General features: G+C 46.7%; 27 protein-coding genes and 1 pseudogene. 9 read left to right on the forward strand and 19 right to left on the reverse strand.

The annotated features are described in order from the left end of the window. Positions 1–27: 27 nt before the first annotated feature. The gene (locus HV243_RS24770; protein WP_181604102.1) at positions 28–840 is read right to left on the reverse strand and encodes a sulfite exporter TauE/SafE family protein; all 813 of its coding nucleotides are present in this window, start codon (positions 838–840) and stop codon (positions 28–30) included. 211 nt (positions 841–1,051) lie between these two features. Between HV243_RS24770 and HV243_RS24775 the strand changes: the two genes are divergently transcribed. After that, positions 1,052–1,588 carry a GNAT family N-acetyltransferase gene (locus tag HV243_RS24775; protein WP_032288325.1) on the forward strand — a complete coding sequence of 179 codons (537 nt, stop codon included), beginning with the start codon at positions 1,052–1,054 and terminating at the stop codon, positions 1,586–1,588. Positions 1,589–1,623: 35 nt separating this feature from the next. Here HV243_RS24775 and arsC read toward each other — a convergent pair whose 3' ends face one another. The 5 genes from arsC to HV243_RS24800 are packed head-to-tail and all read right to left on the reverse strand — an operon-like array spanning position 1,624 to position 5,927. After that, the gene (arsC, locus tag HV243_RS24780) at positions 1,624–2,049 is read right to left on the reverse strand and encodes a glutaredoxin-dependent arsenate reductase (RefSeq protein WP_032288324.1); all 426 of its coding nucleotides are present in this window, start codon (positions 2,047–2,049) and stop codon (positions 1,624–1,626) included. A 12-nt stretch (positions 2,050–2,061) separates the two neighbouring features. Beyond that, positions 2,062–3,351 (reverse strand): arsenite efflux transporter membrane subunit ArsB, encoded by a 1,290-nt coding sequence (gene arsB, locus HV243_RS24785; protein WP_011117597.1) that lies wholly within the window; start codon positions 3,349–3,351, stop codon positions 2,062–2,064. Between the two features lie 47 nt (positions 3,352–3,398). Next, positions 3,399–5,150, reverse strand: a complete 1,752-nt coding sequence (gene arsA, locus HV243_RS24790; protein WP_181604103.1) for an arsenite efflux transporter ATPase subunit ArsA — start codon at positions 5,148–5,150, stop codon at positions 3,399–3,401. Between the two features lie 17 nt (positions 5,151–5,167). After that, positions 5,168–5,530, reverse strand: a complete 363-nt coding sequence (gene arsD / locus HV243_RS24795; RefSeq protein WP_057102341.1) for an arsenite efflux transporter metallochaperone ArsD — start codon at positions 5,528–5,530, stop codon at positions 5,168–5,170. 46 nt (positions 5,531–5,576) lie between these two features. Further along, a complete protein-coding gene (locus HV243_RS24800) occupies positions 5,577–5,927 on the reverse strand; it encodes a transcriptional regulator (protein ID WP_032288320.1) in 351 nt (116 codons plus the stop codon). A gap of 186 nt (positions 5,928–6,113) precedes the next feature. On the opposite strand from HV243_RS24800, the gene dsrO reads away from it, so the two are divergent. From dsrO to HV243_RS24820, 4 genes are read left to right on the forward strand one after another with little or no spacing between them, the layout of a single operon-like run. Next, positions 6,114–6,884 carry a sulfate reduction electron transfer complex DsrMKJOP subunit DsrO gene (gene dsrO / locus HV243_RS24805; RefSeq protein ID WP_181604104.1) on the forward strand — a complete coding sequence of 257 codons (771 nt, stop codon included), beginning with the start codon at positions 6,114–6,116 and terminating at the stop codon, positions 6,882–6,884. Between the two features lie 3 nt (positions 6,885–6,887). Continuing rightward, on the forward strand, positions 6,888–7,895 hold the full coding sequence (locus HV243_RS24810; protein ID WP_057102343.1) for a hypothetical protein: 1,008 nt from the start codon (positions 6,888–6,890) through the stop codon (positions 7,893–7,895). Next, entirely contained in the window at positions 7,892–10,918 is a 3,027-nt protein-coding gene (locus HV243_RS24815) for a molybdopterin-dependent oxidoreductase (RefSeq protein ID WP_057102344.1), read from the forward strand. Before HV243_RS24810 ends, HV243_RS24815 begins: the two co-directional genes overlap by 4 nt. Positions 10,919–10,927: 9 nt before the next feature. Further along, complete coding sequence (locus HV243_RS24820) at positions 10,928–11,509, forward strand: hypothetical protein (RefSeq protein ID WP_057102345.1); 582 nt, start codon at positions 10,928–10,930, stop codon at positions 11,507–11,509. A 119-nt stretch (positions 11,510–11,628) separates the two neighbouring features. On the opposite strand, the gene HV243_RS24825 is transcribed toward HV243_RS24820, so the two are convergent. Then, entirely contained in the window at positions 11,629–12,063 is a 435-nt protein-coding gene (locus HV243_RS24825) for a dual specificity protein phosphatase family protein (protein ID WP_057102346.1), read from the reverse strand. 1,502 nt (positions 12,064–13,565) lie between these two features. Here HV243_RS24825 and HV243_RS24830 point away from each other — a divergent pair. Continuing rightward, the gene (locus tag HV243_RS24830) at positions 13,566–13,739 is read left to right on the forward strand and encodes a hypothetical protein (protein ID WP_156485358.1); all 174 of its coding nucleotides are present in this window, start codon (positions 13,566–13,568) and stop codon (positions 13,737–13,739) included. A gap of 231 nt (positions 13,740–13,970) precedes the next feature. Here HV243_RS24830 and HV243_RS24835 read toward each other — a convergent pair whose 3' ends face one another. The 3 genes from HV243_RS24835 to HV243_RS24845 all read right to left on the reverse strand — a co-directional run bounded on the left by HV243_RS24835 (position 13,971) and on the right by HV243_RS24845 (position 15,160). Next, positions 13,971–14,195, reverse strand: a complete 225-nt coding sequence (locus HV243_RS24835) for a hypothetical protein (RefSeq protein ID WP_057102348.1) — start codon at positions 14,193–14,195, stop codon at positions 13,971–13,973. 109 nt (positions 14,196–14,304) lie between these two features. Then, positions 14,305–14,784, reverse strand: coding sequence for an arsenate reductase ArsC (locus HV243_RS24840; protein ID WP_057102352.1), 480 nt, complete (start codon positions 14,782–14,784; stop codon positions 14,305–14,307). A gap of 4 nt (positions 14,785–14,788) precedes the next feature. Beyond that, positions 14,789–15,160: a helix-turn-helix domain-containing protein gene (locus tag HV243_RS24845; protein WP_057103093.1), complete on the reverse strand. Its 372-nt coding sequence runs from the start codon at positions 15,158–15,160 to the stop codon at positions 14,789–14,791. Positions 15,161–15,266: 106 nt separating this feature from the next. On the opposite strand from HV243_RS24845, the gene HV243_RS24850 reads away from it, so the two are divergent. Continuing rightward, positions 15,267–16,703: a glutathione synthase gene (locus HV243_RS24850; protein WP_057102349.1), complete on the forward strand. Its 1,437-nt coding sequence runs from the start codon at positions 15,267–15,269 to the stop codon at positions 16,701–16,703. Between the two features lie 875 nt (positions 16,704–17,578). Here the strand turns inward: HV243_RS24850 and istB are convergent. From istB to HV243_RS24870, 4 genes are all read right to left on the reverse strand, one after another. Further along, entirely contained in the window at positions 17,579–18,376 is a 798-nt protein-coding gene (istB, locus tag HV243_RS24855; protein ID WP_001750026.1) for an IS21-like element helper ATPase IstB, read from the reverse strand. After that, on the reverse strand, positions 18,376–19,548 hold the full coding sequence (gene istA, locus HV243_RS24860) for an IS21 family transposase (protein WP_086530015.1): 1,173 nt from the start codon (positions 19,546–19,548) through the stop codon (positions 18,376–18,378). The genes istB and istA overlap by 1 nt, the downstream gene beginning before the upstream one ends. 370 nt (positions 19,549–19,918) lie before the next feature. Next, positions 19,919–20,881, reverse strand: coding sequence for a hypothetical protein (locus HV243_RS24865; protein ID WP_086530014.1), 963 nt, complete (start codon positions 20,879–20,881; stop codon positions 19,919–19,921). Beyond that, positions 20,878–21,141: a hypothetical protein gene (locus HV243_RS24870; RefSeq protein ID WP_057064853.1), complete on the reverse strand. Its 264-nt coding sequence runs from the start codon at positions 21,139–21,141 to the stop codon at positions 20,878–20,880. Before HV243_RS24870 ends, HV243_RS24865 begins: the two co-directional genes overlap by 4 nt. A 313-nt stretch (positions 21,142–21,454) precedes the next feature. On the opposite strand from HV243_RS24870, the gene HV243_RS24875 reads away from it, so the two are divergent. Both HV243_RS24875 and HV243_RS24880 read left to right on the forward strand, forming a co-directional pair. Continuing rightward, positions 21,455–21,634 carry a type II toxin-antitoxin system ParD family antitoxin gene (locus tag HV243_RS24875; protein WP_004118349.1) on the forward strand — a complete coding sequence of 60 codons (180 nt, stop codon included), beginning with the start codon at positions 21,455–21,457 and terminating at the stop codon, positions 21,632–21,634. Then, positions 21,621–21,918 (forward strand): annotated as a pseudogene (locus HV243_RS24880) (type II toxin-antitoxin system RelE/ParE family toxin). Before HV243_RS24875 ends, HV243_RS24880 begins: the two are co-directional and overlap by 14 nt. A gap of 178 nt (positions 21,919–22,096) precedes the next feature. Here the strand turns inward: HV243_RS24880 and HV243_RS24885 are convergent. From HV243_RS24885 to pcoC, 5 genes are all read right to left on the reverse strand, one after another. After that, a complete protein-coding gene (locus HV243_RS24885; RefSeq protein ID WP_004118347.1) occupies positions 22,097–22,531 on the reverse strand; it encodes a hypothetical protein in 435 nt (144 codons plus the stop codon). Between the two features lie 215 nt (positions 22,532–22,746). Further along, positions 22,747–24,147 (reverse strand): copper resistance membrane spanning protein PcoS, encoded by a 1,401-nt coding sequence (gene pcoS, locus HV243_RS24890; RefSeq protein ID WP_057064175.1) that lies wholly within the window; start codon positions 24,145–24,147, stop codon positions 22,747–22,749. After that, the gene (pcoR, locus tag HV243_RS24895; protein WP_001188930.1) at positions 24,144–24,824 is read right to left on the reverse strand and encodes a copper response regulator transcription factor PcoR; all 681 of its coding nucleotides are present in this window, start codon (positions 24,822–24,824) and stop codon (positions 24,144–24,146) included. The genes pcoS and pcoR overlap by 4 nt, the downstream gene beginning before the upstream one ends. Positions 24,825–24,878: 54 nt before the next feature. Continuing rightward, entirely contained in the window at positions 24,879–25,757 is an 879-nt protein-coding gene (pcoD, locus tag HV243_RS24900; RefSeq protein WP_306799027.1) for a copper resistance inner membrane protein PcoD, read from the reverse strand. Positions 25,758–25,812: 55 nt separating this feature from the next. After that, the gene (pcoC, locus tag HV243_RS24905; RefSeq protein ID WP_086530012.1) at positions 25,813–26,193 is read right to left on the reverse strand and encodes a copper resistance system metallochaperone PcoC; all 381 of its coding nucleotides are present in this window, start codon (positions 26,191–26,193) and stop codon (positions 25,813–25,815) included. Positions 26,194–26,216 lie beyond the last annotated feature (23 nt).

Consider the following 26,216-nt stretch of genomic DNA (forward strand, 5'->3'; position numbering starts at 1 on the left):
CGGAATAGTCCAAAGCGTAAACCACTATTAACTTTGCCGGGTATGCTTAAAGGTTTTGATTGCGGAAATAAGAAGTACCGCGCCTAATAGCGTCATAAGCACTCTTACCGGGAACATACCGAGCATAAGGCCCCCAATAGCGGCACCTATAACGGAACCGATGACCATCCACACAAAAAGTTTTTTCTCTTTTCTCAGGATCTGGAAAGCATCTGCATTAGTGTAGCGAGAGAACCCCACAATCATCGTCGGTAAACTGATCATGAGTGACAAACTGCCTGCTAGTTTGATGTCTGCCCCAAAAAGGATAACAATGGTTGGTATCAGGAGCTCTCCCCCTGCAACACCCAGCAGAGCAGCAACATTCCCGATGAAGAAACCCGCAATAACACCCGCAATAATGGTCGCGATTCCGGGCTGGAATAATCCAGCGGAGCTATCATGCAGAGGCATCCATGCTTCTGAAAGCATGACGAATGACAGGATAACAAGCAGGAGCAGAATGGTTCTGTCCAGCCAGATACGGGACATTTTTATGGCTCTTCCTGCTGCCCACCATGCACCGATAAGGCTCCCGGCCAGCAAATTGATGACAATATCAAGATGAGCAAACAGCTGGTCGACGGCGATGGATTTTGTGCGGAATATCAACGCAACAGCGACAACAGTAAGGCTCATCGCTTTGTTAAAAATAACCGCTTCAAGCGTCGGCATTTTGAAACTACCCATCAGGACGGGAAGGCGGAACTCAGCGCCACCGAGGCCAATTAAGCCGCCTAAAGCACCTATTAACGTGCCTGATAAAAAACCTTTTCCGTTCCGTTTTGATTCTGAGGACATGTGTTTCCCTTTTCCGTTATGTCATTTTAGATATAACGGAAAAGTAACATAAAAAATATGGGTACTGGAAGCACATATTTGTCTCCCTGCATGAATGAAAACAAAAGATGGGATTGAAGATTAGCCTGATTATTGGGTCATAAGCTTTTGTATTTACCTTTCCTCAGGATTTTCAAGTAACCTTGAAAAAGATGCCAACGGGAACAGAACAATGAAAATCGTTAACGCAGAAGAAAAGCACATCCCCGCTATACGCGATATCTACGCCCATCATGTTCTTCACGGTACCGCCAGCTTTGAAACTGAACCTCCGGATACCCACGAGATGCTTACCCGCCTGAAAAAGATCCGCAATCAGGCGCTACCGTGGGTTGTCGCGTTAGAGGAAGAAAAGGTTATCGGGTATTGTTATCTCACTCGTTACCGTGAACGCTACGCCTACCGCCACACTCTCGAAGATTCGATTTATATTCACCCGGACGCACAGCGTCAGGGGACAGGAAAAGCGTTGCTGCGCTACGTCATTGCCTGGGCAGAAACTCACGGCTATCGGCAGATGATTGCTATTGTTGGCGATAGCAATAATCAAGGTTCGCTGAAAGTCCATCAGCAGGTTGGATTTACTGAGATTGGTACGCTGAAAAATATTGGCTTCAAGCATGGTCGTTGGCTTGACACAGTGTTGCTGCAACGAAATCTGGGCGAAGGGAACAGCACGTTACCATCGGATTCAGGCATGATGCTCTGAGGTACGAATAAGGGGGGCATTCGCCCCCTTATTATTTATTTCAGCCGTTTTCCTGCTTCATCAACGACCTTTTCACCGTCTTCCTTAGCGAAAGCCCCTTTCTGCGCATCCTGCAGGATATCCAGAACCACTTCAGAAGGACGGCACAGTCTGGTTCCCAGCGGCGTAACCACGATCGGACGGTTAATCAGAATTGGGTGTTGCAACATAAAGTCGATGAGCTGATCGTCAGTAAATTTATCTTCTGCAAGACCCAGTTGCTCGTAAGGCTCAACGTTTTTACGCAGCAGCGCTCGTACTGAAATACCCATATCGGCAATGAGTTTAACCAGCTCATCCCTCGAAGGTGGGTTCTCAAGGTAAAGAATAATGGTCGGCTCGGTACCGCTGTTGCGGATCATCTCCAGCGTATTACGCGAGGTGCCGCAGGCTGGGTTGTGATAAATAGTGATGTTGCTCATATCAGAATCTCATTACAATGTGACAGAGAGACGTAGCGCCAGCGCGGCCAGCGTTACAAACAGCACAGGCAGAGTCATGACGATCCCGGTGCGGAAATAGTATCCCCAGGTGATGGTCATGTTCTTCTGTGAAAGTACATGCAGCCAGAGCAGTGTTGCCAGGCTACCAATAGGGGTGATTTTCGGCCCCAGATCGCAGCCAATGACGTTGGCATAAATCATCGCCTCTTTGATAACACCGGTCGCGGTGCTGCCATCAATTGACAATGCGCCAATCAATACGGTCGGCATATTGTTCATAATAGAAGAGAGTAATGCGGTCAGGAATCCCGTCCCCAGCGTGGCGGCCCACAGTCCTTTATCTGCCAGTACGTTCAGCACGTCAGAGAGATAATCCGTCAGACCGGCGTTACGCAACCCGTAGACCACCAGATACATCCCCAGTGAGAAGATCACGATCTGCCAGGGCGCGCCGCGCAGCACTTTACCGGTGTTAATACCATGACCTTTTTTGGCCACCGCAAACAGGATTGCCGCCCCCACTGCCGCAATCGCACTCACAGGGATCCCCATCGGCTCAAGGACAAAAAAACCGACCAGCAGAAGGAGGAGCACAACCCAGCCGGTTCTGAACGTTGCAGGATCTTTGATGGCTTTTGCGGGTTCTTTCAGTCGCGCCAGCTCATAAGTGGGCGGGATATCTTTGCGGAAAAAAAGATGCAGCATCACCAGCGTGGCGACAATGGCGGCAATATCCACCGGCACCATAACTGACGCATACTCCGTGAATCCCAGTTTGAAGAAATCAGCCGAAACGATATTGACCAGGTTCGATACGATAAGTGGCAAGCTGGCGGTATCGGCAATAAACCCTGCGGCCATCACGAAAGCCAGCGTGGTGCTTTTACTGAATCCCAGCGCCAGTAGCATGGCGATAACGATCGGCGTCAGAATTAACGCCGCGCCATCGTTGGCAAACAATGCCGCCACCGCCGCGCCGAGCAGAACAATATAGGTAAATAGCAGACGTCCACGCCCATTGCCCCAGCGGGAAACGTGCAGTGCAGCCCATTCAAAAAAGCCGGACTCATCCAGCAACAGACTGATGATAATGACGGCAATAAAGGTGGCCGTGGCGTTCCAGACGATATTCCACACCACCGGAATATCGGCGATATGAATCACACCCGATGCCAGAGCCAGTACGGCACCCAGCGTGGCGCTCCAGCCAATGCCTAATCCCTTTGGCTGCCAGATAACCAACACGATGGTCAGGATAAAAATGGCTCCTGCCAGTAACATATAACCTCCCGAAAGGGCAGCAAAGCTGCCCCGAATAATGACAATAATTAACCAGCGAGTTGTTTGAGTTTGTCGATGCCGGTCGGTTCTGACGCCAGTACAGGAACAAGAGCTACGCGACTGGCATGCTGGAGTTTAACACTCTCGATCTGCGGAAGTTCCTGTTGCGCCCGCAGACGAAGCAGCGGCGAACGGGTATCCGCAATGGAAAGGCTGTTATTGATAATCCAGCCCCAGGGATGAATCCCTGCGCGTTCAAGGTCGGCCTGCAAATTTGCCGCCTCAAGCACGGGCGTGGTTTCCGGCAGCGTGACCAGTAACACTTTGGTTCGCTCCGGGTCCTGAAGCTGCATCATTGGCGTGGTGAAATGGCCTTTATCGCCCATTTTCTTAGCAATTTCGCGGTGATACGCCCCGGTGGCATCCAGCAGCAGTAGGGTATGCCCGGTGGGTGCCGTATCCATGACCACGAAGCGCTTACCCGCTTCACGAATCACCCGTGAAAAGGCCTGGAAGACCGCAATCTCTTCGGTACAAGGAGAGCGTAAATCTTCTTCCAGCAGGCGTTTACCCGCTTCATCCAGTTCTCCACCCTTGGTATCAAGAACATGCTGACGATAGCGTTCTGTTTCCTCGTGAGGATCGATTCTGCTGACCTGCAGATTGTTAAGGCTACCGTTCAGGGTTGTGCTGAGGTGTGCTGCTGGATCTGAGGTGGTCAGATGGACATCAAATCCCATTTCGGCCAGTCTGACGGCAATGGCTGCCGCCATCGTGGTTTTCCCCACACCGCCTTTGCCCATTAGCATTATCAGACCATGTTCGTTACGGGCAATATCATCGACTAACGCTGAGAGCGACGGAATTTCAGGTCGTTGCTGAATGTATTCTTCAGAAGATGATGCTGCCTCAGGCTGAGAGGAGAGAAGCCCACTTAATGCAGCCACGCCGACCATATTGAGTGGTTGGAGGAATAACGTGTCAGTTGGCAGACCGGAAAGGTCAGAAGGAAGATTGGCCAGCGCCTCCTGTTCACGGTCCCATATAGCCGCAGCCAGTGTATCGTTTGCCGCTTCAGTTTTGGGCAGAACGCCATTAATGACCAGGTACTGATTTTTAAGGCCAATTGCGGCGAGTTCTAAATGAGTTCGGGCGACTTCTTGCAGGGTGGATTTTTGCAGTCTGGCAACTAAAACCAGGCGGGTACGCGCTGGGTCGGACAGTGCTTCAACGGCATGGGCATACTGTTCACGCTGTTTTTCCAGCCCCGCCATCGGGCCGAGGCAGGATGCGCCCTCGGGATTGCTGTCAATAAAGCTGCTCCAGGCTCCAGGCAACTGGAGAAGGCGAATAGTATGGCCGGTTGGCGCGGTATCAAAGATGATATGGTCAAACCGGGTCAGCAAAGTGGCGTCTGTCAGTAATCCGGTAAACTCATCAAAAGCCGCAATCTCTGTTGTGCATGCACCAGACAGTTGTTCGTTGATGCTGCTAACGACGTCATCAGGCAGGACACCTTTAATAGGGTCAACGATTCTGGCCCGGTACTGTTGCGCAGCGGCCTGAGGATCAATCTCAAGTGCCGACAATCCAGGAACAGTGGCTATTGGCTGAATAGTATTGCCAATAACCTGGCCAAAGACCTGGCCTACGTTTGAGGCCGGATCGGTACTGACCAGCAGCACTCGTTTACCCTGTTCTGCCAGACGGATCGCCGTGGCGCAGGAAATAGAGGTTTTACCAACGCCTCCTTTACCAGTAAAAAACAGATAAGGGGGGATGTTCTGTAAGAATTTCATATGTCCTCCTGACATACTTAACAACAAGAAGTATTACCACCGCAGCAGCCTGAAGGCGCTAATCCTACTTTCTCCAGCGGAATTCCAAACCACCGTGCAAGTTCAGCCCGTTTCGGATAACGCCCGGCCATCACTGTTTCGCTATCCAGTAACAGTAATGGCAGCCCTTCCGCACCAGAAGCCTCAATAAATGCTTTAACTTTCTCGTTCTGGACAAAGCTCATCGGTTGCTGTGCCAGATTGAAACGATCTACCTGAACACCTCGTTGTTTCAGCCATTGCACATCCGCGGAAAAATCAACCAGAGCCTGATCGACATCAGTACCGCAGATTCCGGTGCTACAACACATTGCCGGGTCGAATACCGCTAGCGTTTTCATTCTCAATACCTCATATGTGGAAAATCATATATATTCAGGCAAATTTTTAAATACAAATAGCCTTACTGCTGTTAGTGCAGTTGACTGAAGCCAGTTTGCGGGCGATGGCCTGAAGATCGTCCTGTTGGCTTAACCAGGCCTGCTCAATAATCTGTGCAGCCCATGAAGGAATGTGTGGGGACAACCGGTAATGAACCCATTTACCGTGTTTACTATCAAGCAAAATCCCACTTTCTCGCAACATAGCCAGATGCCGGGAGATCTTAGGCTGTGATTGATCAAGTGCAGTGCAAAGATCACATACGCACAACTCCCCCATAGTTCTGAGTATGAGAACAATACCCAGACGTGTTTCATCAGACAGATTCTTAAAGAGTTGTAGGGAAGTAAGCGACATCATTCCTCCTGTTCGTTTAGGTAACAATATCTCCTGCGGAGATGAAAATCAACAACACATATGCATAAACGAATATAATTGATAAATGTCAAAACAATGACAAGTTCATACACCCATACTACATCTGTTTTCTTTTGTTATGTCTTTTTATTCATATTTATGTAAACAATAAATTGAAGGGTAACTATGAATACCGATGATGACGACTCTCCAAAAGATTCCCAAAAACGGAAACTTATATCTACATTAGCCATTGCGACTGGAGCTGCACTTGTTATAGCTCCTGCTCAGGCAACCCCAAGAATTACTGAAAAAAAACAGCACTGGTGTATGGTCATAGATCTGCGTAAATGCGTAGGTTGTCAGGCATGTACTGTCAGTTGCAAAATCGAGAATCACGCTCCGCCAGGGCAATTCAGAACCTGGGTCGCCGATATTGAAGTTGGTCAATATCCAAAAACCAAAAGACAGTTTCTTCCGCGTCTATGTAACCATTGTGAAAACCCTAGCTGTGTCCCTGTTTGTCCAACAGGTGCTACGTTTAAACGCAATGATGGCATTGTTCTTATCAATCAGGATATTTGTTGGGGTTGTGGTGCCTGTGTTACTGCCTGCCCTTATGATGCTCGTTTTATTAATACTGAAACCAAAACAGCTGATAAATGTACCTTTTGCGCGCATCGTATAGAACAGGGCCTCGTCCCTGCCTGTGTCGAAACTTGTGTCGGTGCAGCAAGGGTTTTTGGTGATCTGAATGACAAAGAAAGTGAAGTGCATAAATTATATTCAGATCATATAACAAATGTTTTGAATCCAGCAACGGGTAACAAGCCTCAGGTATTTTATATTGGGTTAATCAATGAAATGACTGTAGGAGAAGACATAAAAAGTAAGACTTGGACGAAAGAGTTTTCTGATGTTTTCGATCAGGAACTCCCCTGGGTAAATCAGGAGTAAATCATGATGACGACCATTTTAAATATTGCACATCAATCTCCATTTGGCTTGCTTTTTATTAATTACTCGTTATTGTTAGGTGCATCAGGAGGTCTCGCTGTTATCTGGTCCTTCCTTAACTGGGGGAGTCAGTCAAAGACTAACCTTTTACCTGTGGCATTGGCTTTTGCATTAGCGTTTGGAGGTATATTAAATGTATTAGCAGAGGTACAACAACCCGGCCGGTTAATTTATGGGTTTATATATGGTTGGGAACACTGGTACGGTTCAATAATAAAATATGGCGTACTGATTTTACCCCTGTTTTGCCTACTACTAATCCTGCAACTCACGCCATTAAAGCTGTCTATTTTTGTTGATAAATTAACGAAAATCCTTCTTATAGGAACTGGGATATTTTTAGGGATGTACTCTGGAATATTCATGACTAATGAGCATGGTATTGCACTCTGGAATACACCACTGTCTGCAGTCTTAATGTTACTTAGTGGACTTTATACTGGATTTATAGCCTACAGTTTAGTTTCTAAACATAGTAATGAACAACCGGCAGTAATTTCATCTTATTGCGGGCTTGGTGTGATGCTTATTACTATGTTTATCTTATTGCTATTCACATGGTGGGGGCATGTCTTTGCGGGAGAAACTATTAGCACCTCCTTTGGTTTACTTGATTCTAACTATTTAGCAACGCAGATAATTACTGTGGGAGCGTTAGTTTTAGCTTGCGTTATGATTTCTGTAATTAAATCTAAAAATAAACTCCACTACACAATTATCATTATTCTATCTGCTATCTCTGCCTGGGGTGTTCGTTTTCTTTTGTTGGTTGGGGGGCAGGGAACGAGTCGTAGCAGTGCCGGAGTCTTTACTTATCACCCCGAACCAAAAGAATATTTATATTCTGTTGGTAGTATATTTTTTATGGTAGGTATTCTTGCTTTAGTCATATTGCTTTATGAGAATTTCCAACACAAATATCCGGCACAGACAGGAGGAGAAATTAAATGAACAGACGTCATTTTCTTACAGGTTGTGCCGCGCTAGGTGTAGGTGTTGGTGCCAGTATTTATGGCAAAGTATTTTACCGTGCAGGTACATTCTCAGATGCAGGAGAGCAAGCAAAATCAACCTTTTATGGTCAGTCAACTGAACCCGAATGGCTGCTTGATAAAGAAACTGGCCAGCATGTTATAAATCCCAATTATATGGTACGTCATTCTGTATGTCTTCAGTGTCATGGAGAGTGTGGACTGAGAGCCAAAGTGAATCGTAAAACCGGAAAACTGGAACGCTTACAGGGTAATCCATATCATCCGAACACATTGATTGACTATAAGGATATGAACATCCCGGTGGTGGACACAGCCAATACCCCTGGTACACTGTGTGCCCGAGGGAACGCGGGTCTACAAACAGCTTACGACCCATATCGACTGACAGTTCCCCTGAAACGCTCTGGCCCGAGAGGAAGTAATAAATGGGTACCTATTGAGTGGGAAAAACTGATCGATGAAGTGGTCAATGGTGGAAAGATTTTCGCTGATACAGGTGATGAGGCTAGTCAAAACCTTGAGATAAAAGGATTCCGGGCATTATACGAAAAACGTGATGAATGGATTGATGATAACAATCATGACTTAGGGCGAGTATCTAATAAGCTTGTTATACAAAGCGGACGTATTGTTAAAACGCGAAAAGATTTTCAGACGCGTTTCGCGAAATCCTTTGGCACTGTTAATAATTACGAACACACCAATATATGCGAATTAAGCCATCACATTGCTACGAGTGCTGTATATACTGGGCATAATAATTTTAAAGCAGATCTTTGTGAGTCAGAGTTTGTTTTGTATTGGGGAACCGCGCCTGGAGAAGCTAATTTCCCTATGCAGACATTAGGGAAATACTCAGCAGAGGCGCGTTCAAAGGGCTGCAAAATTGCTGTTATTGATCCAGTATTACCCCGAACTATAACGGATGACCCAAATATGTTCTGGCTTGCTCCGCGACCAGGCACAGATGGTGCTATCGCAATGGGAATGATAAGCTGGATCATAGAACATAATCGCCATAATACGGATTTTTTAAGTTATCCAAATCAATCTTCTGCCAAAAATGCAGGTGAAACTTGTTTCACGGATGCCAGTTATCTGATTATTACCGATGAAACACACCCTAATTTTGGGAAATTTATTACATCTAGTGAAGCTGCCTTGGGGGACAGTAAAGACAGTGTCGTAATTAATCTCTCTGGCATTCCAGAATTAGCGGAAAAATGTGTTAAAGCAATGCTGGATTATAGCGGAAATGTTAATGGTATAGGAGTTGCTACAGCATTTCATTTATTAAAGACATCAGCGAGTGATTATTCTCTAGAGTATTATGCCGATATCAGTGGTGTTCGCGTTGACGATATTGTCAATTTAGCTGATGAGTTCACTAAACATGGTCGGAAAGCATCCACAGAGTTTTATCGTGGAATTGCACAGCACCCGAACGGTTACTATACAGGTTTTGCAATAAATCAGTTGAACGTCTTAATCGGTAATTTGAACTGGAGTGGTGGTGGTTCCCTCGGGGGAGGTGGATTCCCTTATGACAAAGGAGTATATGACCTAACTGCTATTCCTTCTTTGGTGCCAGCTCAATTTGGTATAAAAATTACACGTGAAGATGGTTTTCGTTATGAAGACTCTACTGAATTTAAGACAAAGGTTGCTCGTGGCGAACCCCCCTACCCAGCTAAAAGGCCGTGGTTCCCTTTCACTAAAGATATTTTCAGTGATATCTTGCCTTCAGCACTGGAAGGTTATCCGTATACAGCCGACATTCTGTTGTGGCATATGTGTACACCTTTATACAGCGCTCCAGGCATGGGTAAAGAAGATATTATTCGAGGGATTTGTGACCCAACAAAAATACCATTAATTATTGCCAGTGATATTGTCGTTAGTGATACCAGCATGTATGCAGATTATATTATCCCTGACATTACATATCTGGAACGTTATGTCCAGCATCCGATGCTGGAAGCAACAATGGTCAAGGGGACTGCTGTACGTTATCCCGTTATCGAGCCGTTGACTGGAAAGAATCAAGCGGGACAACATTTTTGTCTTGAGACTTTCTTTATTGATATAGCTTCGAAATTAAACATGGCTGGGTTTGGGAAAAATGCAATTCCTGACAGTAATGGAACTCTATGGCCTCTCGAAAAAATGGAGGATTACTATCTGAAAGGTACTGCAAACGTTGCTTATAGTGGAACACCAGTATCAGATGCAACTGAGGATGATATAAAAATTGCCGGTCTTGAAGATTACCAGAAGAAATATTCCAGTAGTCTTAAGTCTGATGAATGGAGAAAAGTACTATTTTTAATGTCACGCGGTGGTCGTTTTGAGCCAGTGACTACCAGACGGAATGGTACGCAATTGAAAAATCAATTCAATAACCGTATCAGAATGTACAATGAAAAAATTGCTCAGGGTCTAAATAGTTTTACCGGTGAACGTTTTTCAGGAACTGCACTTTGGCAACCATCCCTCACTATGATGGGGAAAAAAGTGGATGAGCTCGATCAGGGCAAAGGTATGGATTTTACAATATTGACCCGAAAAAGTGCACTTCAGACGCAGTCCCGATTGTCTTCCAACAGTTTTATCCGAGAGATACAGCCGACAAACTGGGCTGAAATTAATACCGAGGATGGGAAAGCTCTTGGTTTGAAAACCGGTGATAGTGTATGGGTCGAAACTGTTGAAGGGCGCAGGCGTTGTGAAGTAAAGCTCAGAGATGGTGTTGCACCCGGAGTGATCAGCTTTATCGTTGGCTATGGCCATTGGGGCTACGGAGCAACTGATATTGATATTGGTGGGAAGCGAATTAAAGGCAGTAAAATCCGGGCTGCGGGGATAAATTTAAATCCAATTATGCGACTGGATCCAGATGTATGGGGGATGCCGCTTATGGATCCAATTGGTGGCAGTAGCAGTTTCTTTAATACACGAGCTAAAATTATCAAAGCGTAGGGGGCAAGTATGTGTGAAGTGGAAGAGTTGAGAAGAACCTGTGATATTGCTGGATCCTTACTACTCAAAAGCCCTGAACAAGAGCTTATTGACTGGATAAAGCAATGTACAGGGCAAAACCTTGCGATTAAAGAATGTCAGCAGGCGTTTTATGACTATTTCTGCTTCCCACAATCTGGTTTGTTTTGTCCACCCTATAATCATGTCTTCAGTAATGGCTTACGTCATGGAGACATCTGGCAATTTCCTGCAGCAAGCTTTGAAGGGGGAGCAGAAGAAGAAGACTTCTATCAAAAATTCAATTTTGCTCCCTCTATGCTTAACATCAAATTGCCGATGGTACATAAACATGTTCCTGGTGACCATTTTGGTGTGGAATTGCTTTTTATAAGTTGTGTGCTGACAAATGAAAATTTAAACACCCCCGATACCTGGAGCATTTTAAAGGGATTTATATGTGCTCACTTACCTGGTCTGAAAGGGTATACTCATTTATTAGGCAGTCAAACTGATCCTTATATTAAAGTTGTAGCTGAATGTCTGGAGGAGTGTTTATCAGGACTTGATTATTTACTATCGATTGATTCTTGAATCAAAATGTAACTACATAGATATTTTCAGAAATAGAGCCAGTCTAAAATATTAATCTGGCTCTCAGTGCTTACCTGGCTGGCACATTACCTGGTATTCTGTGGCGATTCATAATTTAGTCAGGCAGGATAAAGGAGAGTTAATGCCTCATATTGAATTGGTTTAATATTCAATACTGGACGTTTTGATTTGGCCAGTTCTACGGCCTCTGGTAAAGATTTGCAGATCTTCAATTCCAGTAAAACTCCTGCTGCTACAGTTCCTGTTCGCCCCCTGCCTGCACCACAATGAAATGCAACCTTTTTCCCCTTTTGATAGGCATCTACTACAGCAAAAATCGCTTTATGAAACAGTTGCTCCTCAGGCTCTTCAGCATGATCACTTAATGATATATGCACCCATTGCACCTCTGGTTGATGTGCAGCACAACCCGTCGATTCAGCACGTAAATCAACCACCACTTCGATCCCATCTTCATCTACCATTTGCTGGATATCATTTACACCACCGCAGTAGATATGCCCAGGTAATAGGGCGTGATATTGCTTACTCATTTACTTTTTTAGCTCCTGAAAAATATTGGTGAATTTTTACCTGCTAAACATTCCAAACAAACCTGTTTGACTTTAAATATGATTTAATCCTTTTACCTTTCAGTTAAAGAAAAAAGACAAAGAATAGAATTTTAACATCTCAAAAACATATAGTTACACAGAGTGTTATTTGATCACCTTTTTAAGGTAGTAGTATACTAAATATTGAATAAGCGCACCTATTAACAATATTGCATACATGTCGGTATCAAATAATGCAGTGTTTCCTAACATATTATCATAGAATGTGAACAATATCCTAGTTGATAAAATACCAACTACGGTAGATATAATCAGAGCAATTGCATTAATTTTCAAAACACACTCCCAGTATTTTTACTATTGGATACATAACTGCCCTCAGATTCAGTGTCCCACATTAGTTGAATTTGATTTTGTAATGAAAGACTATCAATTTTATAAAGTGAAAGGATTAAAAACCCGGATGCGAGTAATTATCTTCTATTCGATACCAACAAAGGCGTATTAATTATCTTTATCATCACCTTCAACTAAAGTTGGAGCCCTTTATTTATTGCTCCACCAGGAAACACGAGACAATCCTCGCCTGACATTTTTCTACAATATGTAAAGATAAAATCAATACGCGGACCACTCGAATGCTGAAAATCCTGCATATGTTACACTCTGTAAAGTATCAGTATTGCCCCCTGACCTTTTAGTATGCTGAGTGTCATGGGGTGAGGCGAACTGGCCGGATTAGAACCGGCACTGAATGCTTAAAAAATGCCGTCACTAAGCAGGTTCATTAATACCTCCGCAAAGATGATTTGTGCCGAGTTACCAGAACACAAGAAAAGAACACTGTACATTGTGTTCGTCATTGCAACGCTTTACCCTTCATTTTCAGACGGTCATAGGTTAGCAGTTCAAGAACCAGTGGTCATTTTGCTGCTAATACATCGCTAAATGTTATTGCTCTGCTGTCGCAGGACAAAGACCCCCCTATCCTTTCAGTTGGGGGCCTGCACTTATGCTGGTCATAGCGCGTTAAATGTCGCTTCAGCCAGACTAGAATGGAACGATAGGAATTCTCGGTACAAAGAAAAAGATGTTCCTCTCATCACCAAACAAATCTGAATAATCATATGTATACCATGCCTTTTTTAACGAGTTAAAGACAATCCATACTGCCACCAGATATCACTCAGACCGACATATGAGTGTAAATACTGTATAACCTAACAGTGAAACGCCAGCATCCCAATTTATCTATTAATAGTAAGGTAACTCGCCACTTTAGCATTCCGAAGATGTCAGCAACTGTATCGTATTCATGCCTCTGCCCTCAGCTTTTTGGAAAGCGGAAAGGTGGAGAACTGCACATTCTTACTCCGTATGTGGACATCTGATTACAGTAATCGCTGCCCAGAAATAGTTAACAACATATCTGTAAAATCGAATGTATTCAACTATAATTTTGATAAGCGACTAAGGGGGCGATGATGCATATCAACAAGATAGTTGGCTGGCTTTTTGAAAGTATGCCTGAGTGCCTGTTTAAGTCATTATCTGAACCTGTATTCTCGGAAATTGATGGCATTGTACAAACAAACATGTTGAAGGCATCTTGGATGCAAGATGCCATGCGCAGTACTGCCGAAAAAGATGAGTAGCAGAAAGTAAATCTCTAATTGGTTTGATTGGCAGTGGAACGTAAATATTCCTGTTATGTTTAAAACATCAAGGGAATGATTTAAATGTAACAGGAAGATACACAATTTAAATTACAGTCTCCTAGCTGCTGCCAAGTCGCGTGAGAGAGAGGCTTCAGCAGAAACGCTCCAGGCGGTGTCTGGTTAGACTGGATGGGGGATGGATCCCTCACATTGAATATAATTAAAACATTATTTTTTCCCCTTACTTGCGGCACTATGAAATACAACTTTTTTCCCTTTTTGATTGGTATCCACCACAGCAAAAATCGCTTTACGAAACAGTTGCTCCTCTGGCACTTCAGTATGATCACTTAATGGTATATTCACCCGCTGCATCTCAGGTTGATGCGCAGTGTAACCCGTCGATTCGGCACGTAAATCAACCACCACTTTGCTCCCGTCTTCATCTACCATCTGCTGGATATCATTTACACCACTACAGTATGCCCAGGCATTAGGACGTGTTATAGCTTGCTCATTTATTTGTTTCTACACCTAAAAGACCATAAAAACGGAAAAATTCTTAACCTATCAAATTGCCGATACGATCCAGTTCAGCTTTAAACATGGTTTTATCTTTTTGCAACTCAGCCAACGGAAGAGTAAAAAACGCCTCGATGCGTGCTCGAAGGATGGTATATGCCTTTATAAAAGCCGCATTAATCTCCTCATCTGTACCTGTAACACGAGCCGGGTCATCAACCCCCCAATGGCTTCGTAGTACAAGTCCCAAATAGGTAGGACAAGTTTCATTTGCTGCATAGCCACAGACACTGATTACGATATCTGGTACCAGTGGCAAACTTTCCCACGATTTACTGTAGCAACCTATGGTGGAGATGCCTTCATGTTGCAGCAAAGCAAGTGAGCGAGGATGTACATGCCCGGTTGGATGACTTCCTGCACTCATGCTATGCCAGCCCTCCGGTGCAAGATGGTTGAACGTTGCTTCAGCCAGAATGGAGCGACAAGAGTTACCGGTACAAAGAAATAATACGTTCATAAAATTAGCCCTTATTTTTTTCTGGGTGAGAGCAAAGGACATCTGAAGATGTGCAATTGAGCTCCGTGTGCAGAGATATGCATTTTTCCGGATGACCGGAGCAACATTCTTCTGTCAGGAAGGAAATCAGTTCCAGCATCAAAGTGATATTCGCCCTATAGCGCTGAAAACGACCTTCTTGTTCAACTGAAAGCAATCCGACACGTGTCATCGCTTTGAGATGAAACGATAAATTATTTGGAGCAATGGCAAGGCTTGACGCTATTTGCCCGGCGACCATGCCCTGTGGCCCGGCTTTCACCAGCAAGCGATAGATATCCAGTCGGATGTCAGAAGCCAGGGATTCAAAAACTTGAGTTGCAGTATCTTTTTTCATAATTCAATGCTACAAGAACTATTGAAGTAATCAACCAAATTTTATAGTCTAGGAATCCTGGTAACAATGTTTAATGATACGTCAGGTAATAATCAGGGGACGTAAAATGAATACTCTTGACCTTCAGAAAATCAAGGATGATGCGGTCGAATGGGCCTTAACACATGGTGTCGCCTTTAAGGAATCGTCGTATTCTGCAGTGCATACCCCGTTTACCTTGACGCCAACGCCTATCAGGCGGGAAACCTATAAGCTTTTACAAAACTTAGCAAAAATACTCAGCAAATTAATCTATTCAGTTTCTGAGAATCATGATTTTTTATACGATGCCATTTATCCCATCAAAGCTGGGAATCCCTTCTTTTCAGCTTTACTGAACATGCATCAACAAATCCATTCATCCTCAAGCACAGCTCCCCGGCTACCATTGCTCATTATGCGTAGCGACTTTATGGATGATGTTCACGATGGCTTTAAGCTAATAGAGTTCAATGGCATAGCCGCCGGTATGGGGCCATTTGGTCAGCGGACACACGAGCTACATCAATATATACAAAGGCAATGGTCAACTACTTATTCTGAATGGTCCCACCAGGCAAAGGGAATACTTGTCGAAAACCATGCCATCGAAGGGATATCAGCAGCTCTTGCCCGGGCTACATTCAGAATTAAACAAGAGTTCGAAGATCCAGGCCCGGCCAGATTCTTGATGATAGTGCAAGAACATGAAAACAACGTGTTTGATCAGCACTTGCTTGAGCTAGCCCTTCAGCAAAAAGGGATCGAAACGCATCGCAAAACTTTTCAGGAACTTCATAATCAATTGAGAACCGGTGACAAAAACAGGCTAATTCTCAACGGTGTAGGACCACTTGATACTGTCTACTTACGTGCCGGATATCAATACTCAGATTATGAAGCCGCCAGCCTCAATGAGAAGGAGTGTTGTCAGGCGTTAATGGCTACACGAGTACTGATCGAGCAGCACCGAGTTGCGGTTAATGCAACAGTCGCTCAGCAGCTTGCGACAAGTAAGCGGGTTCAAATGTTGCTCTCTCACTTGGGGCTCGATGAGCTGGTTGCTTTCGGATTGAAACCGGAAGAGGTTAACACCATAAAAATGGTGTTGGGCGAAATGCTTCCTGTTAACCCTCATACTATCAACATCGTAAAAGAGTCTCCTTCTGATTCATGGGTTCTCAAAAATCAGGGTGAAGGGGGTGGGCATTGTCTGTTTGGTGCTGATATCCAGTTAAAACTGGCAAAGCTTGACCCGCTGCAATATCAATCGTGGTCGTTCATGCGTCGATTACATCCTGCCCCGCGATCGGTACCCTCTCTGGTTGTCCGTAAAGGGGAGTTATATCAGATTACTGATCTGGTCAGCGAATTAGGAATTTTCTCCGTTCAGATAGATAACTATGCAGCTAGCGCTGAGCCCTGTTTTGCTGGGTATTTGATCCGTAGCAAATCAGCAGAGTCAACTGAGGGAGGAGTTCATAGTGGACAAGGTGTTTTAGACTCGCTGGTATTCAGTGATTAATTCAGTAAGCCACTTCACTTCAGAGTGCTATAAGGTAACGTTATAAGCGTAAAGCCACTGTTGTCTGTGAGTCTGATTCTTGGATTGTTATCTTAGAGCTCCGTTTAATTCAGAAGGAGCTCTTTTTGAAATCCCATCTGAATTAACATTAAGCGATTACACAATCAGTCAAAGTTAAGTTCAGATATTTGCTGGTCAGGAAATTTTAAAATTCCGTTGCGAGAATGTCCCCCGCAGAAACCTCTTTAGAATAAAAGGATTATATTAACTATTATTCTTTTTCTATACAAAACTAAAAACCTACATTTACTTGTGGTTTTTATTTAACTCAATGTAACTATATCATTTCAAACAAAATATCTCCTTTATTGCATCTTTTCAATTCCGATGGCACCTCATACCTTCCGCCACAGCTACATCATCGTTAGCCCATGAACGTCATTCAGACCCAGGCCAGACATAAAATGGTAGTTTATACACAGGCGTTTGCGCTGGATATGGCGGCCGTGCTGTTCCCAGTGACAGGTATAATGCCGCGCAGATACATCGGCCCCTATTACGTGACAATGTCACTCATCACGGTTTATATAATCTGTAGTGAGCAGAACATTCCGCGTTGATCTGAAAAAATGCTTAGGTGGATCTTTTGCGGTCGACATGCTTTTGAGTTCTAATGGCGTGATATTGCCAGCCCATACAAAGGGAAAGAGAAATGATCCAGCAACTGCACAAGCGGTCTGATGTTGAGAAAAAGGTCGCGGCCGGAGAGGCTGTTAAGGAACAGCCACGGCAGGCAATCAGGGACACAGTCACCGGTGTCAACGCCACGATCTGTGACCGTTATTTGCCATTTTCATGCCCGCTAGATGCTTTCTTTAATGATGCTGTCCGCTTTCCGCCATTTCATCGTCACTGATTGGCGTTGCGTTTTTGGCCAGCACTCCAGCTTTGCGTTTCTCCTTTAACCGGTAACTTTCTCCTTTGATATTCAGTGTGGTTGAGTGATGCAGCAGCCGATCCAGGATCGCCGTTGCCAGTACGTTATCTCCGAACATCTCTCCCCAGTCTGCGAAGCCTTTATTTGACGTCAGGATGATGCTCGCTTTTTCATATCGACGGTTCAGTAGCCGGAAGAACAGGCTGGCTTCCTCTCTGGTCATTGGCAGATAGCCTATTTCATCCAGGATCAGCACCCGGGCATAACTCAGTTGCTGTAGCTGACGCTCCAGTCGGTTTTCCTGTTTCGCTTTCATCAGCGTTGCGATCAGTCTGTCCAGTGGCATGAACAGTACCCGATGCCCTGCATCCGCCGCTTTCACGCCGAGAGCAACGGCCAGATGGGTTTTCCCGACACCTGGAGGACCCAGCAGGATCACATTCTCGCAGCGTTCCACGAACGCCAGACCGGCCAGCTCCCGGACAACCTTACGATCGATGCCCGGCTGGAAGGTGAAGTCGAACTGCTCCAGCGTTTTGACCCATGGCAGACGCGCCTGCTTCAGTCGTGACTCCATGCCGCGCTGATGTCTGCCGTTCCATTCCTGCTGCAGCGCCATGCACAGGAACTCCCGGTAGTTCAGCTCTTTTTTAGCCGCCTGCTCCAGCAGGTTTTCTACGTGATAGCTCAGATGCTCCATTTTCAGGCGACTCAGCAGCGCTTCAAGTTCATGCATCACAGCAACTCCTCATAAGCACTCAGTGGTCGATGTTCTACCATGCTGACCTGCTTCCAGAGCGGGGCATGATGTTCCGGCACTGTCTGCCAGCCGGACGATGCTGAGCAGAGACGATGTGATGCCACCAGTTGCTCATTACTGTAGATCCGCAGTTCATCATCCAGCGATATTCGTATCGAGACCGGCTGGCCACACAGCGTTTCGGGAACGCTGTAACGATTGCCGCCAACTTCGATATAGCTGTCCCAGGACACATGGCGGATGTCGAAGTAGCTGGTATCGAAGTCCGTATCCGGCAACGGCTGCAGATGCTCCTGTTCCAGTGCGAAGCGCCGCTCTGGTGTTTGTCTGAACTGGCGAAGCTCCCGTTTATCAGCAACTTCAGCCATCCACTGCTCCAGTTGCTGGTTTACATGGGTGACGCTGTCGAACCTGCGGTACCGGACGAAGAAGTTCTCCTTAAGATATTTCACCATCCGTTCCACTTTGCCTTTGGTTCTGGCCCTGCGCGGACGGCGGGCCCGGGGCAGGAAGTCATAGTGGTCGGCCAGCAACAGGAACCCGGAGTTGAACACCACTTTCCCGTTGTTATTCTTCAGTACTGCGGCTTTCTGGTTATCAACCAGCACCGTTTTCACACTACCACCGAAGTAGCGGAAGGCGCGAACCAGTGACTCGTAGGTGTGCTCAGCATCCTGCTTTGGCGCGGCGAAGACATGGAAGCGGCGGGAGAACCCCAGCGTATTAACCGCGAAGTTAACTTTGCACCGCTGCCCGGCAACCTCCACCTCGACTTCGCCCCAGTCGTGCTGGAGCTGATATCCTGGCTGGGTTTCAAAGCGGACCGTTCTTTTTGATGGCCGCATTTTACGTTTGGGCTGGATGTAGTAACGCAGCATGGAACGTCCGCCCGTATAGCCCATTGCCTTTATCTCTGCGAGGATAACCTCGCTATTCCAGACATTCTCTGCCAGGCGCATGTCGATGTAATCCATAAATGGTTTCAGCTTAACCATTTTGTGGCGGGTCTTTCTGGCTGGCGGTTCAGGATATTTGAGATAGCGTCTGACAGTCCGTTCAGAGCAACCCACCTGAGTCGCAATATCGACAATGTACGCACCCTGCTGGCGCATTTGCTTTATCATGTAAAAGTCCTCTCTGCTCTGCATGTTGATGTCCTTTCTGGTGTGAGAACCTTAAGGAAACAACATGTTGGGTGGAGCGGACAATGCTAATGGTGATTTACCGTCTTATATCACTGGCGCTAACATAAGGCATCACGTACTTCCTGACATCGGTTAACAAGGTGATTATTCACCGGGTTCAATTTTCCGGATACTGCCCAAATCAAGACGCTTTGAACTCCAGACGCCGCTTCCGACGGCTGCACCGGTGGATTTTCTGAACCGCAGACCACATTCAGTGACCCACTGGGTTCTGGTTTCCCGGAGTCTGACCTCTCGGGGCCGGTAGCATTCTGTTATGATCCCGACGTGCGTCATGGGCTGCCCATTAATCTGTACCATGATGTGAGTGGCCTTATCTGACGGACCGGCAAACGTTCTGCCAGCGGATTAGGCGAATGAGCCGGGAAGCCTGGTCCGGCGTGAACCCGAATCCGTCCAGCAACTCTGTCAGCAGCGGGCCGGCATCCTCTTCATACCGATCCGATCGAAGGACACCAGGGGTCCCTTCCACCGTTTTCGCCAGTGCCAGAAAACGTTCCTGCAGCGGTTGTTCCTTATTACGCCAGCCGGGCTTCACTGCCTTAAGGTGCTCCGGGTTTGTGGCGGACAGCCCCTGCACATCGTGTTGTCGCAGTGCCCTGAGCAGGTGCCGGTACCAGATTTCCGTCGTGTCTGCAGCCTGTCCGCCGGGAAACTCTGCATTCTTCAGGACAGGTGTACCCTGTTCAGGCGCGGTGCTTTCGTTGATCTGCAGGCGGATATCAATGCCGGCATCGTGACAGGCCTGCAACCACTCAGCCACCTGCAGGGGGTCGCCTTCGAGGCGCGTCACCTGCCCGGCCGTGTTCCACAGCTGCAGGCAGGTGGTGCCGTCGAGACGGATAACGTAGTCGCCCCGGCACGACAGGTGCCAGCGACCGTCCAGCGCCACCGGCCGGTCGTCACCGAACCTGTCAGACTCGTATACCGGCTTTATCCGGACCAGGGGCAGAACCCGGACCTCTGTCGCGCGTTGCTCCGCCAGGACACGCGCCTGTTCGTCAGCCAGAAGCGGGGCGGCCAGCGCACGGCCGGCGTCCGTCAGCTCGACGGCCAGCTGCAGGTTCGGGGCGCGCAGGGTGCGCAGCCAGCCTGCGGACTCCATACGCCGGCAGGAGGCGCGCAGGTTCGGCCCGTACACCGGGGTGTCCCCGCCCTGCTCCAGCATCCGCTCAATATCCCGCGTGGCCACCGGCCCCGGACGTTTCGCACCGAGGGCGGCCAGCACAATCAGCACCCGACGCTGCAGCGGTGACGGTCGGCGCGCCTGAGTCATTGCTTATCCGTCTCCGGCCAGATGAGTTTTCTGAGACGCTGATGATCGACGTCTATGAGCGCTTTGGTTTGTTCGTATTTTTTCAGTGGCGCACCAGTAAGCGCCAGTTCATACCAGAATCCCAGCAGGGTGCTGGCCTTACTCGATTCGCTGATATATCTAACGCCCTGGCTGTCCAGCTCGCATTCCCGGATACGTTCTTCCGCTATCCGGGTCAGCTGCTCATAGCTGAGTGAAAAATTCACTTCTTTCTCATCCATCCTGCACGCTCCGTCTGATAATGTCCGGTTAAGTGTAAAATCATACTCAGTATGATTTAGTACTCAATGTGTAAACATCATATCAGGTATGATTGTCTGATTAATGATAAATATCACACTCAGTATGATTTTATGCGATGGGTTTGATTATCATATCCTTTGCGTGTTTTCCGCTGCGCAGATCCGAAAATTGGCTAAGTCGGATCTCCAGACTGCAGCAGGGTTGTTTTGAAAAAATGCCGGAGATGGAAGCAGCGTAGTAAGCTGATTTAATGATGTAAGAATAAATCTTACATTAAGATATGGAGGGGTTATGGCTCGTACGATGACGGTGGACGTGGGTGATGAGCTGCATGAAAAGCAGGCTGAATCCAGACTTCAGGAACTGCGCGATCTGCTGGCCGAAGGGATCAGCAGCGGCGAGGCGAAACCATGGAACAAGAATGCATTCCTGAGGAATGTCAGGGCCAGGGTGGCTAATGAAAGAGATTGAGCTGACACCCAAAGCAGAAGAGGATCTGGAGGCCATCTGGGACTACAGCTTCAGACAGTTCGGGGTTGTTCAGGCGGATGCATACATCGGCCGTATAGCTGCAGTGTTTGATGTGCTGGCCATGCATGATATCGGCACGCATCGTGCAGAGCTGGGAGACGATATCTGCACACTGCCGGTAGAACCGGCATACGATCTATTTTGTATCATCACATTCTATGGTTACGGTCATTCGTATTCTCAGCCAGTCTCAGGATACGGCGCGACATGCACCCTGGAGATGACCGGGGAACAGGATTCTCAAACAATATAAGTTAATTGTGAGGTCGACATGACCAAAAAAAACATTGTGTATGGACTCTTTCATTATTATTCATTTCGCTTATAAAAAAACGCTCCCGGACGGGAGCGTAAGCCAGTGACTTCGGCGTCAAATGAGGGTCTGACAAGTGGAGCTGCGGGTTAATTCTGGGTGATCTGGCTGCGATGCTTTTCCGCCTGTTGCTGATGAATAACGGAAGACTGGCCATTATTCGCCTTCTCATGCACAACAGCGGCTTTCTCATGCTCGCTCATTTCGGAAAATGGCTTAGCAGTTTCTTGGGTGTTCTCAGGTTTGGCTTTCATCATTTTTTTATGCATTTCAGCCATGTCCTGATGGGCGGCAGAATTGCCGTTTTGCATCATTTCATGGGACATAGCGGCCTGATCGTGACCGCTCATATCCATCATTTTCATGCTCTCCCCCTGAACTGCACTTTTTTCAGCGGATGACTGCATCTGATGGGCAGGCGCCTGGGCATTATTTACCTGGTCATGCATGTTCATTGTCTCTGCAGCCCAGGCAGATGAAGCGACAGCCATCATGGCAATAAAGGATACAAGGATCTTTTTCATGGTTGGGTCTCCGGTGTTTTCATACCCGAACAATCAATGCTTATAACAGAGAAAGCATTTGATCTCAGGGCTGGTTAATCATCACGCCAGGAACCGGGCGATTGAATTATCACGCTGTCCTGATTTATGACTGATTATAAAAAACCGCTTCTGTTTATCGCGTGACTGAATGATGACATTTTTGTCACCTTCCGGGTTTCTCCTGAATAACGGTATTAATCCATTAACAGACGCACACTGAACACAATTTTCCGCCCCTGCTGTTCTGCTGACAGCTCGCCGCCGTGAGCATGAATGATCGACCTTGTAATTGATAATCCCAGCCCCGCGCCTTCCGTGTTGTGAACCCTTGATGAGTCTGCGCGATAGAACCGGTCAAACAAACGTTCCAGATTAGCGGGAACCGGGCCAGACATCGTATTCGTAATCATCACGTTCACACAGTCACTGTCACGCTCAAGGTGTATCGCTGTACAGGTGTTATCGGGAGAATACTTGATTGCATTGGAAAGCAGGTTACTGAAAGCACGTCGCAGCATATCGCTGTCTCCGGCAACAACGCCCTCTCCTTCAACCGTGATTGTCTTTCCTGTTTCGTCTGCCAGGGGCTCGAATAACTCACGTAATTCATTCAGTTCGGCTGCCAGATCCACATCATGTTTATCCAGCTGCAGCAGACCATGCTCTGAACGTGCCAGAAAAAGCATGTCACTGGTCATTCGTGACAACCTTTTCAGTTCTTCCAGGTTAGCGAATAAAATTTCGCGGTAATGCGAAACATCCCTTTCCTTAGCCAGTGCAAACTGCGTCTGCATCATCAGATTACTGACTGGTGTGCGCAGCTCATGCGCGATGTCAGACGAGAAATCTGACAGTTTCCGGAATGACCCCTCCAGGCGATCGAACATATTATTGAACTCCTGCATGGTCTCAGAGATTTCCGGCGGAGCCAGATCGGGATTAAGACGCTGATCCAGGCTGTGTACGGTCATGGAGGAAGCCAGACTGGTCATTTCCCGTAACGGTTTCAGACCAATACGTGTGGTCAGCCAGCCCAGAAAAACAGAAATAAAGACCAGACCGATATTGAACCAGAACAGCCAGGTACTGAGTTTGTCCATAAACAGGGTGTGATACCCAGTATCCGTGGCAACCGTAATGATGAAATGTTTGCTTTTACCCTGTTCCGGCGTCACGGCAACCCGCCGCGAGATACTGCGGTACACGGTGTTATTTTCTTCCGTCTGGATCATATAGTCGAGAATATCACCCGACTTGTTAAGCAGGACCGCTGGAACAACAGAATTTTTGGCATAGAGTTCAACAATTTTTTCATTTTCCATGTTTTTTATAGAAATGAATAAACCATTGTGCCCCACCATCGCATCGTTTATTTTTTCTGATAATGACTTAATATCCGTTTTGTTCCGGAACGTCTCTGTTTTAAGAAACTCTTCGGTGAGCTGAAGTTTACCTGTCAGAAAATCGCGGTCCTGATTATCGAAATAGCCATTCAGGGTACTCACCAGCATAAAACTGGATAACCACCATACCGTAAGCATCACTGCAGAAAAAATCAGGCTCAGGCGCGTGGTCAGGGAAATTTTGAACCTCACTCTTCTCTGATCTCCAGGACATATCCGGCACCGCGAACGGTATGGATCAGTTTTGGCTCAAAGTCATCATCAATTTTACTTCTCAGGCGTCTCACTGCCACATCAATCACATTCGTATCACTGTCAAAATTCATGTTCCAGACCAGGGACGAGATAAGGCTTCTGGGTAACACTTCTCCGGTACGTTGCAGCAGTAACTCAAGCAGAACGTATTCTTTACCGGTGAGATGGATCTTCTTTCCCGAACGGATCACGGTCCGGCGCACCATATCAACGGTCATATCTGCTATGGTGCAAACTGTGGCTGCCTGAGAGCGGGCGCGTCGCAGCAAGGTTCTTACACGTGCAACCAGCTCGGTAAAATCGAAGGGCTTAATAAGATAGTCATCTGCGCCAAGCTCCAGCCCTTTCACTTTGTCCCGCACGTTATCCTTTGCGGTTAAAAACAGGACCGGTTCTTCATGCCCGGACTCCCTCAGTGCGCTGATGATTTGCCACCCGTCGAGGAAAGGCAGCATCACGTCCAGTATTATCAAATCATACTGTCCCTTCGACGCGGCCCCGAGACCGTCGCGGCCATTATTAAAGAGATCGGCCTGATAACCTTCCTCAACCAGTCCCTGCTGAAGGTAACGACCTGTTTTTTGTTCGTCTTCAACGATTAAAATACGCTGCATGGTCAACTCGCTGATATGAAAGTAAAAATCTCACGCATGAGCTTTGGCTGTCCCCTAGCTGATCTGAGACGGAGCAAGCATTCCAAGCCACGCTACGGCGCCCAGAATGATAATCGCAACAACGAATTCTGTCAGAATGCTGTTTCGCATCAGGGCAACGCTGCGATCATAATTCCCTTCCCTGACCATAACTTCAAGCCGGGGACCCAGGTGAAACCGGTTTGCTGCAGCCAGAAGAAGCATCAGAACAAACAGAGCCGTCTTAGCAAGCAATATCCCCCCCCAGGAGCTGTTGAATAAGGGGGTTAAGTTACCCTCAGCAATGTACAGATAGTTGACGAGCGCACTCAGGATCAGGGCTACAACAATCACCGTTCCTGCCGTGGCAAATTTTGCCAGGGAGTCAGATATCACAATGACGCTCTGTGCATTATGCGCGTTTCTGCGCATCAGCAGGATAGCAAATGCAACCAGAGCACCTGTCCAGGCACCTGCAGCGCCGAGATGAGTCAGATCGCTCAGTAAATGGAGATAGTAATGCAGACCGTCATGCATGACGGCGTGTCCTCCCCAGGCAAGTGTAGCCAGCGCCACGCCCCCACTCATCGTCATCAGCAGGCAGGACAATACTCTCTTATTAGTGTAAAGGAACAAAGCACCGAGTGTGGTAAACAGGGCACAGAGCCTGACAATCCAGCTAATACCGACATCCGTTTCTTCTATCACCATCTCGATAATATGGATAGATAATTCTCTGAAATCAGTTACTCCGCTCATGGCATTAGATACCAGGAGCATATTAATGCCAGTAAGAATGATACCTGCAACAACAGCAAAGGTTATAAACGACCTGAAATTAGTCAGGTTATACGTTTCATGTCTGACACTGCTTATTCCATATATCTGAAAAAATGGCAATCCAAATATTACCATCAAATCAAGATAAAGAAGAAAACGAATAACAATCATAATCAGGTCATTCATAATATTACTTCACTGTAAAAGTGTAATTGCCGGTAATAGGGTGTGTATCTGCAGAAACCGCGCGCCAGTCAACACGATAAGTGCCGGCTGGCAGAGGTTCTCGTGGGATAATGACCATTGATTTAGGGTCAGCGCCTGGTGCCACTTTTGTCGCGACTGGCATTGGCGAATGGGATGACATGCCTTTCATCCCGGTCATTGTTAATTTAGCCCCTGAGAATTTCACAGTCAGATCTTCTGTGAAATTAAGCTGGATCTTTTCCGGGGCCGCTACGGCTGAATCTGCCTGCGGGACAGAACTTTTTAATTCAGGATGGGCCATAGCAGAGAAAGCAACGCCCATAACGAGGCCACCTGTAAGAATGGCTTTATTTAAAATCGACATTTTATTTACCTGTTTAGTTGAGT

This window comes from Citrobacter sp. RHBSTW-00599, from assembly GCF_013784065.1.
In the GTDB taxonomy this organism is placed as follows: domain Bacteria; phylum Pseudomonadota; class Gammaproteobacteria; order Enterobacterales; family Enterobacteriaceae; genus Citrobacter; species Citrobacter braakii.